This window comes from Agrococcus sp. AC640b (assembly GCF_979255995.1).
In genome coordinates, this window is the sequence record NZ_CEEDMM010000018.1 from 12,501 (window position 1) to 26,291 (window position 13,791).

23 protein-coding genes are annotated in these 13,791 nt (G+C 69.3%); 21 read left to right on the forward strand and 2 right to left on the reverse strand.

Going from position 1 to position 13,791, the window contains the following annotated elements; genetic code table 11:
- Positions 1-22 precede the first annotated feature (22 nt).
- The 17 genes from rplV to map all read left to right on the forward strand — a co-directional run bounded on the left by rplV (position 23) and on the right by map (position 9,008).
- Positions 23-385 (forward strand): 50S ribosomal protein L22, encoded by a 363-nt coding sequence (gene rplV, locus ACZ6H8_RS08110; protein WP_464146218.1) that lies wholly within the window; start codon positions 23-25, stop codon positions 383-385.
- Positions 386-391: 6 nt separating this feature from the next.
- Positions 392-1,126 carry a 30S ribosomal protein S3 gene (gene rpsC / locus ACZ6H8_RS08115; protein ID WP_464146220.1) on the forward strand — a complete coding sequence of 245 codons (735 nt, stop codon included), beginning with the start codon at positions 392-394 and terminating at the stop codon, positions 1,124-1,126.
- A 2-nt stretch (positions 1,127-1,128) separates the two neighbouring features.
- Positions 1,129-1,548 carry a 50S ribosomal protein L16 gene (gene rplP, locus ACZ6H8_RS08120; RefSeq protein WP_464146222.1) on the forward strand — a complete coding sequence of 140 codons (420 nt, stop codon included), beginning with the start codon at positions 1,129-1,131 and terminating at the stop codon, positions 1,546-1,548.
- The gene (gene rpmC / locus ACZ6H8_RS08125; RefSeq protein ID WP_464146224.1) at positions 1,548-1,847 is read left to right on the forward strand and encodes a 50S ribosomal protein L29; all 300 of its coding nucleotides are present in this window, start codon (positions 1,548-1,550) and stop codon (positions 1,845-1,847) included. The genes rplP and rpmC overlap by 1 nt, the downstream gene beginning before the upstream one ends.
- Positions 1,847-2,131, forward strand: a complete 285-nt coding sequence (gene rpsQ, locus ACZ6H8_RS08130; RefSeq protein WP_464146225.1) for a 30S ribosomal protein S17 — start codon at positions 1,847-1,849, stop codon at positions 2,129-2,131. The genes rpmC and rpsQ overlap by 1 nt, the downstream gene beginning before the upstream one ends.
- A gap of 19 nt (positions 2,132-2,150) precedes the next feature.
- Positions 2,151-2,519 (forward strand): 50S ribosomal protein L14, encoded by a 369-nt coding sequence (gene rplN / locus ACZ6H8_RS08135; protein WP_464146227.1) that lies wholly within the window; start codon positions 2,151-2,153, stop codon positions 2,517-2,519.
- A complete protein-coding gene (gene rplX, locus ACZ6H8_RS08140) occupies positions 2,519-2,890 on the forward strand; it encodes a 50S ribosomal protein L24 (protein WP_464146228.1) in 372 nt (123 codons plus the stop codon). Before rplN ends, rplX begins: the two co-directional genes overlap by 1 nt.
- Positions 2,883-3,443, forward strand: coding sequence for a 50S ribosomal protein L5 (rplE, locus tag ACZ6H8_RS08145; protein WP_464146230.1), 561 nt, complete (start codon positions 2,883-2,885; stop codon positions 3,441-3,443). Before rplX ends, rplE begins: the two co-directional genes overlap by 8 nt.
- A 90-nt stretch (positions 3,444-3,533) precedes the next feature.
- Entirely contained in the window at positions 3,534-3,932 is a 399-nt protein-coding gene (gene rpsH, locus ACZ6H8_RS08150; protein WP_464146232.1) for a 30S ribosomal protein S8, read from the forward strand.
- Between the two features lie 6 nt (positions 3,933-3,938).
- Positions 3,939-4,475: a 50S ribosomal protein L6 gene (gene rplF, locus ACZ6H8_RS08155; protein ID WP_464146233.1), complete on the forward strand. Its 537-nt coding sequence runs from the start codon at positions 3,939-3,941 to the stop codon at positions 4,473-4,475.
- The gene (gene rplR, locus ACZ6H8_RS08160; RefSeq protein ID WP_464146235.1) at positions 4,475-4,846 is read left to right on the forward strand and encodes a 50S ribosomal protein L18; all 372 of its coding nucleotides are present in this window, start codon (positions 4,475-4,477) and stop codon (positions 4,844-4,846) included. The genes rplF and rplR overlap by 1 nt, the downstream gene beginning before the upstream one ends.
- Before the next feature lie 23 nt (positions 4,847-4,869).
- Positions 4,870-5,550: a 30S ribosomal protein S5 gene (gene rpsE / locus ACZ6H8_RS08165; RefSeq protein WP_464146237.1), complete on the forward strand. Its 681-nt coding sequence runs from the start codon at positions 4,870-4,872 to the stop codon at positions 5,548-5,550.
- Positions 5,547-5,732 carry a 50S ribosomal protein L30 gene (rpmD, locus tag ACZ6H8_RS08170; RefSeq protein WP_464146239.1) on the forward strand — a complete coding sequence of 62 codons (186 nt, stop codon included), beginning with the start codon at positions 5,547-5,549 and terminating at the stop codon, positions 5,730-5,732. The genes rpsE and rpmD overlap by 4 nt, the downstream gene beginning before the upstream one ends.
- Complete coding sequence (rplO, locus tag ACZ6H8_RS08175) at positions 5,729-6,196, forward strand: 50S ribosomal protein L15 (RefSeq protein ID WP_464146241.1); 468 nt, start codon at positions 5,729-5,731, stop codon at positions 6,194-6,196. The genes rpmD and rplO overlap by 4 nt, the downstream gene beginning before the upstream one ends.
- 66 nt (positions 6,197-6,262) lie before the next feature.
- Positions 6,263-7,600, forward strand: a complete 1,338-nt coding sequence (secY, locus tag ACZ6H8_RS08180) for a preprotein translocase subunit SecY (RefSeq protein WP_464146242.1) — start codon at positions 6,263-6,265, stop codon at positions 7,598-7,600.
- Positions 7,597-8,181: an adenylate kinase gene (locus ACZ6H8_RS08185; RefSeq protein WP_464146244.1), complete on the forward strand. Its 585-nt coding sequence runs from the start codon at positions 7,597-7,599 to the stop codon at positions 8,179-8,181. The genes secY and ACZ6H8_RS08185 overlap by 4 nt, the downstream gene beginning before the upstream one ends.
- A 2-nt stretch (positions 8,182-8,183) precedes the next feature.
- Complete coding sequence (map, locus tag ACZ6H8_RS08190) at positions 8,184-9,008, forward strand: type I methionyl aminopeptidase (protein ID WP_464146246.1); 825 nt, start codon at positions 8,184-8,186, stop codon at positions 9,006-9,008.
- 3 nt (positions 9,009-9,011) lie between these two features.
- Here map and ACZ6H8_RS08195 read toward each other — a convergent pair whose 3' ends face one another.
- Positions 9,012-9,470 carry an ImmA/IrrE family metallo-endopeptidase gene (locus tag ACZ6H8_RS08195; protein ID WP_464146248.1) on the reverse strand — a complete coding sequence of 153 codons (459 nt, stop codon included), beginning with the start codon at positions 9,468-9,470 and terminating at the stop codon, positions 9,012-9,014.
- Positions 9,406-9,879 carry a helix-turn-helix domain-containing protein gene (locus ACZ6H8_RS08200; RefSeq protein WP_464146250.1) on the reverse strand — a complete coding sequence of 158 codons (474 nt, stop codon included), beginning with the start codon at positions 9,877-9,879 and terminating at the stop codon, positions 9,406-9,408. Before ACZ6H8_RS08200 ends, ACZ6H8_RS08195 begins: the two co-directional genes overlap by 65 nt.
- 109 nt (positions 9,880-9,988) lie before the next feature.
- Here ACZ6H8_RS08200 and ACZ6H8_RS08205 point away from each other — a divergent pair, with 109 nt between their 5' ends.
- The 4 genes from ACZ6H8_RS08205 (at position 9,989) to ACZ6H8_RS08220 (ending at position 13,786) form a co-directional block, all read left to right on the forward strand.
- Positions 9,989-10,207 (forward strand): helix-turn-helix domain-containing protein, encoded by a 219-nt coding sequence (locus ACZ6H8_RS08205; protein ID WP_464146252.1) that lies wholly within the window; start codon positions 9,989-9,991, stop codon positions 10,205-10,207.
- Positions 10,208-10,360: 153 nt separating this feature from the next.
- Positions 10,361-10,615, forward strand: coding sequence for an HPr family phosphocarrier protein (locus tag ACZ6H8_RS08210; protein ID WP_464146254.1), 255 nt, complete (start codon positions 10,361-10,363; stop codon positions 10,613-10,615).
- A gap of 28 nt (positions 10,616-10,643) precedes the next feature.
- A complete protein-coding gene (locus tag ACZ6H8_RS08215; protein WP_464146256.1) occupies positions 10,644-12,665 on the forward strand; it encodes a PTS mannitol transporter subunit IICBA in 2,022 nt (673 codons plus the stop codon).
- The gene (locus ACZ6H8_RS08220) at positions 12,665-13,786 is read left to right on the forward strand and encodes a mannitol-1-phosphate 5-dehydrogenase (RefSeq protein ID WP_464146257.1); all 1,122 of its coding nucleotides are present in this window, start codon (positions 12,665-12,667) and stop codon (positions 13,784-13,786) included. The genes ACZ6H8_RS08215 and ACZ6H8_RS08220 overlap by 1 nt, the downstream gene beginning before the upstream one ends.
- Positions 13,787-13,791: the final 5 nt, after the last annotated feature.

Sequence of the window (13,791 nt, forward strand, 5' to 3'; positions counted from 1 at the left end):
GCGACGCTGACAGGAGGAAGAGATGATCGAGTCGATCGCTCGGGTGCGGCACATCCGCATCACCCCGCAGAAGGCCCGACGTGTCGTGGACCTCATCCGCGGCAAGCAGGCCGAGGAGGCCATGGCCATCCTGAAGTTCGCGCCGCAGAGCGCCGCTGAGCCGGTCCGCAAGCTCGTCGCCTCCGCGGTGGCGAACGCGCGTGTGAAGGCAGACGCGCAGAACCAGTACCTCGACGAGCAGGACCTGTACGTGTCCCGCGCATTCGTCGACGAGGGCACCACGCTCAAGCGGTTCCGTCCGCGTGCGCAGGGCCGTGCATTCCGCATCAACAAGCGCACGAGCCACATCACCGTCGTGCTGGCCACGCCCGAGACGGAGGTCTAGGAAGCAATGGGACAGAAGGTCAACCCGTACGGGTTCCGCCTCGGCATCACCACCGACCATGTGTCGCGGTGGTTCGCCGACTCCTCGAAGCCTGGTCAGCGCTACGCCGACTACGTGGCTGAGGACATCAAGATCCGCGAGATGCTCAAGAAGAGCCTCGACCGGGCCGGTGTCGCACGCATCGAGATCGAGCGCACCCGCGACCGCGTCCGCGTGGACATCCACACGGCACGTCCGGGCATCGTCATCGGCCGCCGCGGTGCGGAGGCCGAGCGCATCCGCTCCGAGCTCGAGAAGCTCACCGCCAAGCAGATCCAGCTGAACATCCTCGAGGTGAAGAACCCCGAGGCCGAGGCGCAGCTGGTCGCGCAGGGCATCGCCGAGCAGCTGAGCGCCCGCGTGGCGTTCCGCCGCGCGATGCGCAAGGGCCTGCAGAGCGCCCAGCGCGCTGGCGCCAAGGGCGTTCGCGTGCAGGTCTCCGGTCGCCTCGGCGGCGCGGAGATGAGCCGCAGCGAGTTCTACCGCGAGGGCCGCGTGCCCCTGCACACGCTGCGCGCCAACATCGACTACGGCTTCTACGAGGCCAGGACGACGTTCGGCCGCATCGGCGTGAAGGTGTGGATCTACAAGGGCGACATCACCAACCGCGAGCTCGCTCGCGAGCAGGCGAACCAGAAGTCGCAGCGTCCGGAGCGTCGCGGTCCCCGCCGCGACTCCGCGAACGCCGGATCGGAGGGCTGATCATGCTCATCCCGCGTCGCGTCAAGCACCGCAAGCAGCACCACCCCAAGCGCACGGGCCAGGCCACCGGCGGCACGAAGGTCAACTTCGGCGAGTTCGGCATCCAGGCCCTCACGCCCGCGTACGTGACGAACCGTCAGATCGAGTCCGCTCGTATCGCCATGACGCGTCACATCAAGCGTGGCGGCAAGGTGTGGATCAACATCTACCCCGACCGTCCGCTGACGAAGAAGCCTGCCGAGACCCGCATGGGCTCCGGCAAGGGCTCGCCCGAGTGGTGGGTCGCCAACGTCAAGCCGGGTCGCGTCCTCTTCGAGGTCGCCGGCGTCGACGAGGCCCTGGCCCGCGAGGCCATGACCCGTGCAATCCACAAGCTGCCGCTCAAGGCGCGCATCATCACCCGCGAGGAGGCTGACGCATAATGGCGATCGGAACGAAGGAGCTGCTCCCCGTGGAGCTGGCCACGTTCGACGACGAGCGTCTCGTCGCCGAGCTCAAGCGTGCCAAGGAGGAGCTGTTCAACCTGCGCTTCCAGGCCGCGACCGGGCAGCTCGAGAGCCACGGCCGCGTGCGTGCCGTGAAGCGCGACATCGCGCGTCTCTACACCGTGATCCGCGAGCGCGAGCTCGGGATCAGCGCCTCCCCGGCGCCGGTGGAGAAGACCGCGGAGAAGAAGAAGTCCAAGAAGGCCACCGAGGCCGAGAAGGCTGAGGAGAGCTGATGGCCAAGCAGGCTGATGCCGCTGAGGCGATCCAGCGCGGCTACCGAAAGTCGCGTCAGGGATTCGTCGTCAGCGACAAGATGGAGAAGACCATCGTCGTCGAGGTCGAGGACCGCGTGAAGCACCCGCTGTACGGCAAGGTGATCCGCACGTCGTCGAAGGTCAAGGCGCACGACGAGCAGAATACCGCCGGCATCGGCGACCGCGTCCTGATCGCGGAGACTCGACCGACGAGCGCCACCAAGCGCTGGCGTCTGGTCGAGGTCCTCGAGAAGGCCAAGTAGGCCGCAAGGAGATCCGGACATGATCCAGCAGGAATCCCGCATCAAGGTGGCCGACAACACGGGCGCCAAGGAGCTCCTGACCATTCGCGTGCTCGGCGGCTCCGGCCGTCGCTACGCAGGTCTCGGCGACACCATCGTCGCGACGGTCAAGGACGCCATCCCCGGTGGCAACGTGAAGAAGGGCGACGTGGTCAAGGCCGTCGTCGTCCGCACGAAGAAGGAGACGCGTCGAGCAGACGGCTCCTACATCAAGTTCGACGAGAACGCCGCCGTGATCCTGAAGACCGATGGTGACCCCCGTGGCACCCGAATCTTCGGACCGGTCGGCCGTGAGCTGCGCGACAAGCGATTCATGAAGATCGTCTCGCTCGCGCCGGAGGTGCTGTGATGGCGACCATCAAGAAGGGTGACACCGTCCAGGTCATCTCGGGTGGCCGGGAGAGCCGCGGTGGAGACCGCGGCAAGACCGGTCGCGTGCTCGAGGTGCTCAAGGAGCAGGACCGCGTGATCGTCGAGGGCGTGAACCTCGTGACGAAGCACGTGAAGGTCGGCCAGACGCAGCGCGGCACGAAGACGGGTGGCATCGAGACCCACGAGGCCCCGATCCACCTCTCGAACGTCGCGCTCGTCGACCCGGAGACCAAGAAGCCCACGCGCGTCCGCGCCTCGATCGCAAAGGTCGAGAAGGATGGCGTGCAGGTGACGACGAAGGTGCGTGTGAGCACGCGCTCGGGCAAGGAGATCAAGAGCAATGACTGACACGGCAGTGCGCTTGCCGCGCCTCAAGGCGCAGTACCGCGCGGAGATCGTGGACCAGCTGCGCTCGCAGTTCGAGTACGCGAACGTCATGCAGGTCCCCGGCCTCGTGAAGATCGTCGTGAACACGGGCGTCGGCGACGCAGCCCGTGACTCGAAGGTCATCGACGGCGCGGTGAAGGACCTCACGGCCATCACCGGTCAGAAGCCGATGGTGACGAAGGCACGCAAGTCGATCGCGCAGTTCAAGCTGCGCGAGGGCATGCCGATCGGCGCCCACGTGACGCTGCGCGGCGACCGCATGTGGGAGTTCCTCGACCGTCTGCTGACGCTCGCGCTGCCCCGCATCCGCGACTTCCGCGGCCTGAGCCCGAAGCAGTTCGACGGCAACGGCAACTACACGTTCGGTCTCCAGGAGCAGTCCGTGTTCCACGAGATCGACCAGGACCGGATCGACCGTGTCCGTGGCTTCGACATCACCGTCGTCACCACGGCCAAGTCGGACGACGAGGGTCGCGCGCTGCTCAAGGCGCTCGGCTTCCCCTTCCAGGCCTGACCGAAGCATCTCGGCGCCGTCGGCGTCGAGCACGTATCCAGGTCGCCGTCCGCGGAACGGCCGGCGAAACCAGAACTATTGGAGACATCCATGACGATGACCGACCCGGTCGCCGACATGCTGACGAGGCTCAGGAACGCCAACACGGCGTTCCATGATGAGGTCTCGCTGCCGTCGTCGAACATCAAGACCCACATCGCCGAGATCCTCGAGCGCGAGGGCTTCATCGATGGCTGGAAGGTGGAGGACGCCCGCGTGGGCAAGACCCTCACCATCGGCCTCAAGTACGGCCCCGAGCGCCAGCGCTCGATCGCCGGCATCAAGCGGGTGTCGAAGCCCGGCCTCCGCGTGTACGCGAAGTCGACCGAGATCCCTCAGGTGCTCGGCGGCCTCGGCGTCGCGATCCTCTCGACGAGCTCGGGCCTGCTCACCGACCGTGAGGCTCAGCAGAAGGGCGTGGGTGGGGAAGTCCTCGCCTACGTGTGGTGATCTGACATGTCACGAATCGGACGACTCCCCATCGACATCCCCGCAGGTGTCGAGATCACGGTCGACGGCGCAGCCGTCACCGTCAAGGGCCCGAAGGGCGAGCTGAGCCTCACCGTCGCGAAGCCGATCGAGGTCGAGGTCGCTGACGGTCAGGTGCAGGTCACGCGCCCCGATGACGAGCGCGAGTCGCGTTCGCTCCACGGCCTCACGCGCACCCTCATCGCGAACGACATCGTCGGCGTGACCGAGGGCTACTCGAAGGGCCTCGAGGTCGTCGGCACGGGCTACCGCGTCGCGTCGAAGGGCGCCGGCATCGAGTTCGCGCTCGGCTACTCGCACCCGATCGCCGTCGAGCCCCCCGCGGGCATCACGTTCACGGTCGAGGGCAACACCAAGGTCACCGTCAGCGGCATCTCGAAGCAGGCCGTCGGCGAGGTGGCAGCCAACCTCCGCAAGCTCCGCAAGCCCGAGCCCTACAAGGGCAAGGGCGTCCGCTACGCGGGCGAGCAGATCCGCCGCAAGGCTGGAAAGTCAGGTAAGTGATGGGACTCGGTACCCGAGGCACCAGCAAGTCCGCTGCCCGCGGCCGTCGTCACTCGCGGCTGCGCAAGCGGATCGTCGGCACGGCCATCGCGCCGCGCCTCGTCGTCACGCGCTCCGCGCGGCACCTGTTCGTGCAGGTCGTCGACGACGCCCAGGGCCACACGCTGGCCTACGCCTCCACCATGGAGGCTGACCTGCGCGCCCTCACCGGCGACAAGTCCGAGAAGGCGAAGCGCGTCGGCGAGCTCGTCGGCGAGCGCGCGAAGGCTGCGGGCGTCGAGCGGGTCGTGTTCGACCGCGGCGGCAACCGCTACGCCGGCCGCGTGGCCGCCGTCGCAGACGGTGCACGAGAGGCAGGTCTGGAGCTGTGAGCGAAGAGACGAAGGAGACGCAGGTGAGCGACACCACCGCGACTGCCGCTGCGGAGACGGTGCAGGGCACCGACACGCGCAGCGAGCCCCGCGAGCAGCGTCGCGGCAGCCGCGATCGCGGCACGCGCGGCGAGCGCGGTCAGCGTGACCGCGGCAACGACAGCCAGTTCCTGGAGCGCGTCGTCACGATCAACCGCGTGTCGAAGGTCGTGAAGGGTGGTCGTCGCTTCAGCTTCACCGCCCTCGTGGTCGTCGGCGACGGCAACGGCATGGTCGGCGTCGGCTACGGCAAGGCCCGCGAGGTCCCCACGGCGATCTCGAAGGGCGTCGAGGAGGCGAAGAAGAACTTCTTCCGCGTCCCGCGCGTCGCAGCGTCGATCCCGCACCCCGTGCAGGGCGAGGCGGCTGCAGGCGTGGTGCTGCTGCGTCCGGCATCTGCCGGTACCGGCGTCATCGCGGGCGGCCCGGTTCGTGCCGTCCTCGAGTGCGCTGGCATCCACGACGTGCTGTCGAAGTCCCTCGGCTCGTCGAACACCATCAACATCGTCCACGCGACGGTGAAGGCGCTGAAGCAGCTCGAGGAGCCGCGCGCCGTCGCAGCTCGTCGTGGCCTCGACATGGACCGGGTCGTTCCCGCGTACCTGCGTCGTGCCGAGTCCGATGCTGTGCAGCACGCGGCGGAGATCGCGGAGGCAACCCGATGAGCAAGCTCAAGGTGACCCAGATCAAGTCGAAGATCAGCGAGAAGCCGAACCAGCGCGAGACGCTGCGGTCGCTCGGCCTCAAGCGCATCGGCCACACGGTCGTGCGTGAGGACGATGCGCAGAACCGCGGCTACGTGAACGTGGTTCGTCACCTCGTGCGCGTCGAGGAGGTCGACGAATGAGCGAGAAGAACAAGGACGGCGAGCAGCTGCCTGCACTGAAGGTGCACCACCTTCGCCCCGCGCCCGGTGCCAAGAAGGACCGTCAGCGCGTGGGTCGCGGTGAGGGCTCGAAGGGCAAGACGGCCGGTCGTGGCACCAAGGGCACGAAGGCGCGCAACACCGTGCGCCTCGGGTTCGAGGGTGGCCAGCTGAACTCGGTCATGCGCGCCCCGAAGCTGCGCGGCTTCAAGAACCCGTTCCGCACGGAGTACCAGGTCGTCAACGTCGGCCAGCTCCAGGAGCTCTTCCCCGAGGGTGGCGACGTGACCGTCGCGGCGCTCGTCGAGAAGGGCGCAGTGCGCAAGAACGAGCTCGTGAAGGTGCTCGGCGACGGCGAGCTGACGGCTACGCTGAACGTGACGGTCGACAAGGTGTCGGCTGCTGCGGAGCAGAAGATCGTCGCCGCCGGCGGCTCCATCCAGTAAGCATTGGGGATGGGGTGGCCCGCGTGGCCACCCCATCCCTTCTTCTGCGTCCACCGGAAGGCTCACGTGTTCAAGGCAATCGGCAGGATCTTCAAGACTCGCGATCTGCGACGGAAGATCCTCTTCACGCTCGCCATCGTGGCGGCGTTCCGGCTGGGATCGTTCATCCCCGCCCCGTTCGTCGACTACAGCAACGTCCAGGCGTGCCTCGACACGGCTGCGACGGACACGGCAGGCCTCTACCAGCTCGTCAACCTGTTCTCCGGTGGTGCGCTGCTCCAGCTGAGCGTCTTCGCGCTCGGCATCATGCCGTACATCACGGCCTCGATCATCGTGCAGCTGCTGCGCGTGGTCATCCCTCGCTTCGAGGCCCTCTACAAGGAGGGCCAGTCCGGTCAGTCGAAGCTCACGCAGTACACGCGCTACCTGACCATCGGTCTCGGCGTGCTGCAGTCGACGACCCTCATCGCCGTCGTGCGCTCCGGCCAGCTCTTCTCCCAGGGCGGCACGGTGCCCACCGGCCCCTGCGCGACCCTGCTGACCAACGAGTCGTGGTGGGCGATCGTGCTCATGGTCCTCGCGATGACGGCGGGCACGGGCGTCATCATGTGGATGGGCGAGCTCATCACCGAGCGCGGCATCGGCAACGGCATGTCGCTGCTCATCTTCACGTCGATCTCGGCGACCTTCCCGAGCGCGCTGCTGCTCATCGGCGACACGAACGGCACCGAGATGCTCGTCGCCGTCCTCGCGGTCGGCGTGCTCATCATGGGCGCGGTGGTCTTCGTCGAGCAGTCGCAGCGCCGCATCCCCGTCCAGTACGCCAAGCGCATGGTCGGCAGGCGCATGTACGGCGGCAAGTCGACGTACATCCCGATCAAGGTGAACATGGCGGGCGTCGTGCCGGTCATCTTCGCGTCGTCGCTGCTGTACTTCCCGGCGCTCATCGCGTCGTTCAACTCCCCGGCGAACGGCGAGCAGCCCGCCGAGTGGGTGCAGTGGATCAACGACAACCTGACGACGGGCGACCACCCGCTGTACATGGTGCTGTACTTCCTGCTCATCATCGGCTTCACGTACTTCTACGTCGCGATCACGTTCAACCCGGACGACGTCGCCGAGAACATGAAGAAGTACGGCGGCTTCATCCCGGGCATCCGCGCTGGTCGTCCGACGGCCGAGTACCTCGACTACGTGCTGACGCGTGTGACGTTCCCCGGATCGATCTACCTCGGCGTGGTGGCGCTCATCCCGCTCATCGCCCTCGCGACGGTCGGCGCGAACCAGAACTTCCCGTTCGGCGGCGCCTCGATCCTCATCATCGTGGGCGTGGGTCTCGAGACGGTCCGTCAGATCGACGCGCAGCTGCAGCAGCGCCACTACGAGGGGCTGATCCGCACGTGACGCAGCTGCTGATCGTCGGCCCTCCCGGGGCCGGCAAGGGAACGCAGGCGTCCCGCATCGGGCACGCGTTCGGCGTGCCGACCGTCTCGACCGGCGACATCTTCCGCTCCAACATCAAGGAGCAGACGGAGCTGGGCAAGCAGGTCACGGCGATCCTCGACGCCGGCGACTACGTGCCCGACTCGCTGACCAACGATCTCGTCGAGGATCGGCTGTCGCAGCAGGATGCCCGCTCGGGATACCTGCTCGACGGATACCCGCGCACCGAGGGCCAGGTCGAGTTCCTCGACGCCCTCAACGCGCGACGCGGTCGCGACCTCGACGCGGTCGTGCGTCTGGTCGCCGATCACGACGAGGTCATCCGCCGTCTGCGCATCCGCTCGGAGCAGCAGGGGCGCAGCGACGACACCGACGAGGCCATGCGGCACCGCCTCGAGGTGTACGAGCGCGAGACGGAGCCGATCCTGGCCGCGTACGCGGGTCGTGGCGTCGTCGTCGAGATCGATGGCCTCGGCGACATCGACGAGGTGACCGAGCGCATCTTCACGGCGCTGTCGCAGCGCGGCCTCGCGACGCGCTGACCGTGCGTCGCATCTACAAGTCGCGATCGCAGCTGGCGGCGATGCGGGCGCCCGGCGCCCTCACGGGCCGTGCGCTCGAGGCGGTGCGAGCCGCGATCCGTCCGGGTGTCACGACGCTCGAGCTCGACGCGATCGCCGAGGACGTCGTCCGCTCCGGCGGCGGCATCCCGAACTTCCAGCTCGAGCCCGGCTATCGGCACACGATCTGCGCCAACGTCAACGACGTGGTGGTGCACGGGATCCCGGACGCGCGGCCGATCGAGGCGGGCGATCTCGTGACGATCGACTGCGGGGCGATGGTCGAGGGGTGGAACGGCGACGCCGCGTTCTCGCTCGTGGTGCCCGGTGGCTCCGGCGGCCTGGTCGAGGAGCGGGAGCGGCTGTCGTCGGCGACGCACGATGGGCTGTGGGCCGGCATCGCGGCGCTCGCGTCGGCGCGGATGCTGGGCGAGGTGGGTGCCGCGGTCGAGGATGCGATCGGGGCGGCGGGCGACTTCTCGATCAGCGACGACTGGATCGGCCACGGCATCGGCAGGTCGATGCACGAGGACCCGCCGGTGTTCAACTACCGCACGCGCGCAGTGGGTCCAGCGGTGAAGCCGGGCCTGTGCGTCGCGATCGAGCCGATCGTGATCGCGGGAGACCAGGCGACGCGCATCCTCGACGACGGCTGGTCGGTCGTCACGGTCGACGGCAGCCAGGCGTGCCAGTGGGAGCACTCGGTCGCGGTGCACGCCGACGGCATCTGGGTGCTCACGGCCGCCGATGGCGGTGCAGCGGGACTCGCGCCGTTCGGCATCGAGCCCCGCCCGATCCGCGAGCGCTGACCGTCACCGCGTCGTCGCCTGCGCAGCCGCTGGCACGGGCGCGGGCGCGGGCGCGACCAGCGTGAGGTAGGCGCGCACGACGTCCTCGGTCAGGTCGAGCTCGTCGGCGAGCTCTGCCGGCTCGTGGCTCCATCTGCTGGCCTCACGCAGGGCGGCGGGGTCGACGAGGAGCCGCGCGGCGAACGCGTCGGCGATGCGCTCGTTGGCTGCGCACCCGTCGACGTGCCGGTGGTGCGCGTGGCCGAGCTCGTGCGCGAGCACGCAGCGCCGCTCCACGGGCGTGAGGCCGTCTGCGAGGACGATCTCGTGGTGCTCGGCGTCGTAGAGCCCGAGCAGGCCGGGCTCGAGGGGAGCGGCGACGACCCGCACCCCGATGCGCCGCGCGAGGCGCTCGAGGTCAGTCTGCGTGGCGCTCGTCGCGGCGGGCGGTGCCGCGCTTGGCTGCGATGGGCTGCGATCCATGGTCCCTCTGCATCGACTCGACGATGCGCGGGATGCTAGCCGTCGCCTCCGACGTGCCCGATGCGCGCACGTGCTCCGCGATCGCGGCGATGGCCGCGTCCGCGGCAGCGCCGCGCGCATCCTCGGGCACCGACAGCAGCAGCGACTCGAGGATCGCCATCCACTGCTCGACCTCCGAGTCGTCGTGCGACACGTCGGTCGCGATGCCCAGCGCGCCCAGCAGCCTGCGCAGCACGTCGGGCTGGGGAGCGCCGGCGCCGCGCTCGACGTTGCTGACGGTCGTGCGGTCGACGCCGGCGATCGTGGCGAGCTCGAGCTGCGACATGCCGACGCGCAGACGCCCGGGACGCACGAGCTCGGCGAAGCGAGCGCGCTCCTCGGCGCTCGCTCCCTTGAGGTTGATGCTCACGTCGTCATCCTCCGGCGTGGTCGACGGTCGAGCACGAGCATAGGCGGGTCGTCCACAGCCTCGGGGGACGAGGCTGCGAGCGCGTCGAAGATATGGCACCCTCTTCGACATGGGCAGCAGGCGACGCGTGGGCGACTCGCTCCGCACCTTGCGAGAGGCCGTGGGGATGACGCAGGACGAGCTGGCCGCCGCCGTCGGCGTCGGCGCCGGGCACCTGCAGGCGATCGAACGCGGCGACGCCGTGCCGTCCGCGGCCTTCCTCGCGGCCGCGGCGGCTGCGCTCGGCGCGCACCTGCGCGCGACGGCGGGCGACGGCGACGACCGCTGACGTCGCGGGCGGTCCTGCCGGCTCGAGCCGCCGCGCGCCGCGCGTACGATCGTCTCCGTCCCGCGTCGCGTCGCACACCTCGCCCGGCGGCATCGAGGGGGTACGTCGGATGCTAGGTTCGACACCGAGATTCCCGTCGATCAGGAGCCCCCAATGGCCGAGCGCACCGTCACCGTCGCATCCTCGCAGGGCCTGCACGCCCGCCCCGCCTCGCTGTTCACGCAGGCAGCCGCGAAGGCGTCGTCGCCCGTCACCATCGCGAAGGGCGACAAGCAGGTCAACGCAGCCTCCATCCTGTCGGTCATCTCGCTCGGCGTCGCCAAGGGCGACACGGTGGTCATCGCAAGCGACGACGAGGCGACCCTCGACGCGCTCGAGGAGCTCCTCGCCACCGATCACGACGCCTGATCCCACCACTGCACCAGAGAGGTCGACGATGACCGCCACCGCACCCGGCGTCGAGCAGAGGGGCGGCGCACGAGTCGCCGTCCAGAAGTTCGGCACGTTCCTGTCGGGCATGATCATGCCCAACATCCCCGCGCTCATCGCGTGGGGCATCCTCACGGCCCTGTTCATCCCCAAGGGTCCGTTCCCGAACGCGGGCATCGACGAGTTCGTCGTCGGACCGGTCATCCACTACCTGCTGCCGCTCATCATCGCCAACACCGGCGGGCGCATGGTCTACGACCAGCGTGGCGGGATCGTCGCCGTGGTCGCGACCGGTGGTGCGATCGGCGGCGCCGACTACATCGCCTCGCTCGTGCCCGACGGCCCCGGCTCGCCCCACATGTTCATCGGCGCGATGATCCTCGGCCCGCTCTCGGCATGGGTCATGAAGTCGCTCGACCGCCTCTGGGACGGCAAGGTCAAGGCCGGCTTCGAGATGCTCGTCAACATGTTCTCGGCGGGCATCGTCGCGTTCCTCATGGCGCTGTTCGGCTTCTTCGTCATCGCGCAGGTCGTCACGTTCATCATGCGCGTGCTCGGCGGTGCCGTCGGCTTCCTCGTCGACACGGGTCTGCTGCCGCTCGCGAGCATCATCATCGAGCCCGCGAAGGTCTTCTTCCTCAACAACGCGCTCAACCACGGCGTGCTCACGCCGCTCGGCGTGCAGCAGGCCTCCGAGACGGGCCAGTCGATCTTCTTCCTGCTCGAGGCGAACCCCGGCCCCGGTCTCGGCGTGCTGCTCGCCTTCTCGATCTTCGGCGTCGGCATCTCGCGGGCCACGGCACCGGGTGCTGCGATCATCCACTTCTTCGGCGGCATCCACGAGGTGTACTTCCCGTACGTCCTCGCCAAGCCCGTGCTGCTGCTGGCGATGATCGCGGGCGGCGCCTCGGGCGTCGCGACGAACGCGATCCTCGGCACGGGGCTCGGGTTCCCCGCCGCGCCGGGCTCGATCATCGCGGTCTTCGGCGCCGCGGTGTCGGTGTCGGTGATGAACCTCGTGGGCGTGCTCGCGTCCGTGCTCGTCTCCGCCGTCGTCACCTTCCTCGTCGCGTCGGTCATCCTGCGCGCGTCGCGGAAGCGCGACCTCGAGCGCGAGGCAGCCGGCGCCGACGACTTCGGTGCCGCGATCGCGCGGACCGAGGCGAACAAGGGGAAGTCGTCGGACGCGCTGTCCGGCCTTCGCACGGCCGCGGGAGGCGGGGTCGCCACGGCGACGCTCGCAGGCCCGATCTCGAAGATCGTGTTCGCATGCGACGCGGGCATGGGCTCGAGCGCCATGGGTGCGAGCGTGCTGCGCAGCAAGATCAAGCAGGCGGGCTACGGCGACGTGAGCGTGACGAACCTCGCGATCGCGAACCTCGACGCGACGCCCGACGTGATCGTGACCCAGAAGGAGCTGACGGACCGCGCACGCCAGCGCACGCCCGACGCCGTGCACGTCTCGGTCGACAACTTCATGAACAGCCCGAAGTACGACGAGGTCGTGCGCCTCGTCGCCGAGAGCCGCGAGTCGGCACCCGCCCAGGAGGCGTCGGCACCCGCTGCTGCCGCTGCAGCGGCGCCCGTCTCGCACGGCGACGACGTGCTCACCCTCGAGCGCATCACGACCACGCCGACGGCGACGACGAAGGAGGCCGCCATCCAGGAGGCCGCCGACGCGCTCGTCGCAGCAGGTGCCGTGACGCCGGCCTACGCCGACGCGATGCGCGAGCGCGAGGCGACCGTCTCGACGTACATGGGCAACCTGCTGGCGATCCCGCACGGCACGAACGAGGCGAAGGGCGAGGTGCTCGCCTCTGCGATCTCCGTCGCCCGCTACCCCGAGCCGCTGTCGTGGGACGGCAACGAGGTGCGCTTCGTCGTCGGCATCGCAGGCAAGGACGGCGGGCACCTCGAGATCCTCGCGAAGATCGCCACGGTCTTCAGCGACGAGGAGCAGGTGCAGCGGCTCGTCGACGCGCCTGACGAGCAGGCGATGCTCGACATCCTGGGTGCGGTGAACGACTGATGCGAGCCGTCCACTTCGGTGCAGGCAACATCGGCCGCGGATTCGTCGGGCTGCTGCTCCACGAGGCCGGCTATCACGTGACGTTCGTCGACGTGAACGCCGACCTCATCGGGATGCTGCAGGCTGCCGACTCCTACGCCGTCACCGAGGTGGGCCCCGATGCGACTCGGCACGTCGTCACGGGCTTCGACGCGATCGACTCCCGAGCCGACGAGGCCGCAGCGGTGCGGGCGATCGTCGACGCCGACGTCGTCACGTGCGCCGTGGGACCCACGGTGCTGCGCTTCATCGCGCCGGTCATCCGGGCGGGCCTCGCGGCCCGCCCGGACGACGCGGCGCCGCTCGCCGTCATGGCGTGCGAGAACGCGATCGGCGCGACCGACACGCTCGCGGGCTTCGTGCTCGAGGGCGTCGAGGAGCTCGCCGAGCGGGCCGTGTTCGCGAACACGGCGGTCGACCGCATCATCCCGGCGCAGGACGCGTCCGGCGTCGACGTCGTCGTCGAGGACTTCTTCGAGTGGTCGATCGACCGCACGCCGTTCGCGGGCGAGGAGCCCGCGATCCCCGGCGCGCACTTCGTCGACGACCTGACCCCGTGGATCCAGCGCAAGCTCTTCACCGTGAACACGGGCCACGCGACGACGGCGTACCACGGCCATCTCGCGGGCGCGGAGACCATCGCCGACGCGCTCGCGCTGCCCGCGGTGCGCGCGGAGGTCGAGGCCGTGCTCGCCGAGACGAGCGCACTCCTCGTCGACCGCTTCGGCCTCGATGCCGACGAGCACGCCGCGTACGTGGCCCGAGCGATCCAGCGGTTCGAGAACCGCGCGCTGCCGGACACGTGCGCACGCATCGGCAGGCAGCCGCTGCGCAAGCTCTCGCGCGACGAGCGCTTCATCGGCCCGGCGGCGGCGCTCGCCGAGCGAGGTCCGGTGCCCGCCGCGCTCGTGCGTGCCGTGGGCGCCGCGCTCGCGTTCGACGCCGCCGACGACGAGCAGGCCGTCGAGCTGCAGCGGCTGCTCGGCGAGCTCGAGCCCGCCGACTTCGTCGCGGAGGTCTGCGGCATCGGCGCCGACCACCAGCTGCAGCCGGCGCTCGTCGCCGCCGTCGCCTCGCGCTGACGACG

Coding starts and splice junctions, on each gene's coding strand:
- rplV (WP_464146218.1), top strand. CDS start 23: ATGATCGAGTCGATCGCTCGGGTGCGGCACATCCGCATCACCCCGCAG.
- rpsC (WP_464146220.1), top strand. CDS start 392: ATGGGACAGAAGGTCAACCCGTACGGGTTCCGCCTCGGCATCACCACC.
- rplP (WP_464146222.1), top strand. CDS start 1,129: ATGCTCATCCCGCGTCGCGTCAAGCACCGCAAGCAGCACCACCCCAAG.
- rpmC (WP_464146224.1), top strand. CDS start 1,548: ATGGCGATCGGAACGAAGGAGCTGCTCCCCGTGGAGCTGGCCACGTTC.
- rpsQ (WP_464146225.1), top strand. CDS start 1,847: ATGGCCAAGCAGGCTGATGCCGCTGAGGCGATCCAGCGCGGCTACCGA.
- rplN (WP_464146227.1), top strand. CDS start 2,151: ATGATCCAGCAGGAATCCCGCATCAAGGTGGCCGACAACACGGGCGCC.
- rplX (WP_464146228.1), top strand. CDS start 2,519: ATGGCGACCATCAAGAAGGGTGACACCGTCCAGGTCATCTCGGGTGGC.
- rplE (WP_464146230.1), top strand. CDS start 2,883: ATGACTGACACGGCAGTGCGCTTGCCGCGCCTCAAGGCGCAGTACCGC.
- rpsH (WP_464146232.1), top strand. CDS start 3,534: ATGACGATGACCGACCCGGTCGCCGACATGCTGACGAGGCTCAGGAAC.
- rplF (WP_464146233.1), top strand. CDS start 3,939: ATGTCACGAATCGGACGACTCCCCATCGACATCCCCGCAGGTGTCGAG.
- rplR (WP_464146235.1), top strand. CDS start 4,475: ATGGGACTCGGTACCCGAGGCACCAGCAAGTCCGCTGCCCGCGGCCGT.
- rpmD (WP_464146239.1), top strand. CDS start 5,547: ATGAGCAAGCTCAAGGTGACCCAGATCAAGTCGAAGATCAGCGAGAAG.
- rplO (WP_464146241.1), top strand. CDS start 5,729: ATGAGCGAGAAGAACAAGGACGGCGAGCAGCTGCCTGCACTGAAGGTG.
- ACZ6H8_RS08195 (WP_464146248.1), bottom strand. CDS start 9,470: ATGGATCGCAGCCCATCGCAGCCAAGCGCGGCACCGCCCGCCGCGACG.
- ACZ6H8_RS08205 (WP_464146252.1), top strand. CDS start 9,989: ATGGGCAGCAGGCGACGCGTGGGCGACTCGCTCCGCACCTTGCGAGAG.
- ACZ6H8_RS08210 (WP_464146254.1), top strand. CDS start 10,361: ATGGCCGAGCGCACCGTCACCGTCGCATCCTCGCAGGGCCTGCACGCC.
- ACZ6H8_RS08215 (WP_464146256.1), top strand. CDS start 10,644: ATGACCGCCACCGCACCCGGCGTCGAGCAGAGGGGCGGCGCACGAGTC.
- ACZ6H8_RS08220 (WP_464146257.1), top strand. CDS start 12,665: ATGCGAGCCGTCCACTTCGGTGCAGGCAACATCGGCCGCGGATTCGTC.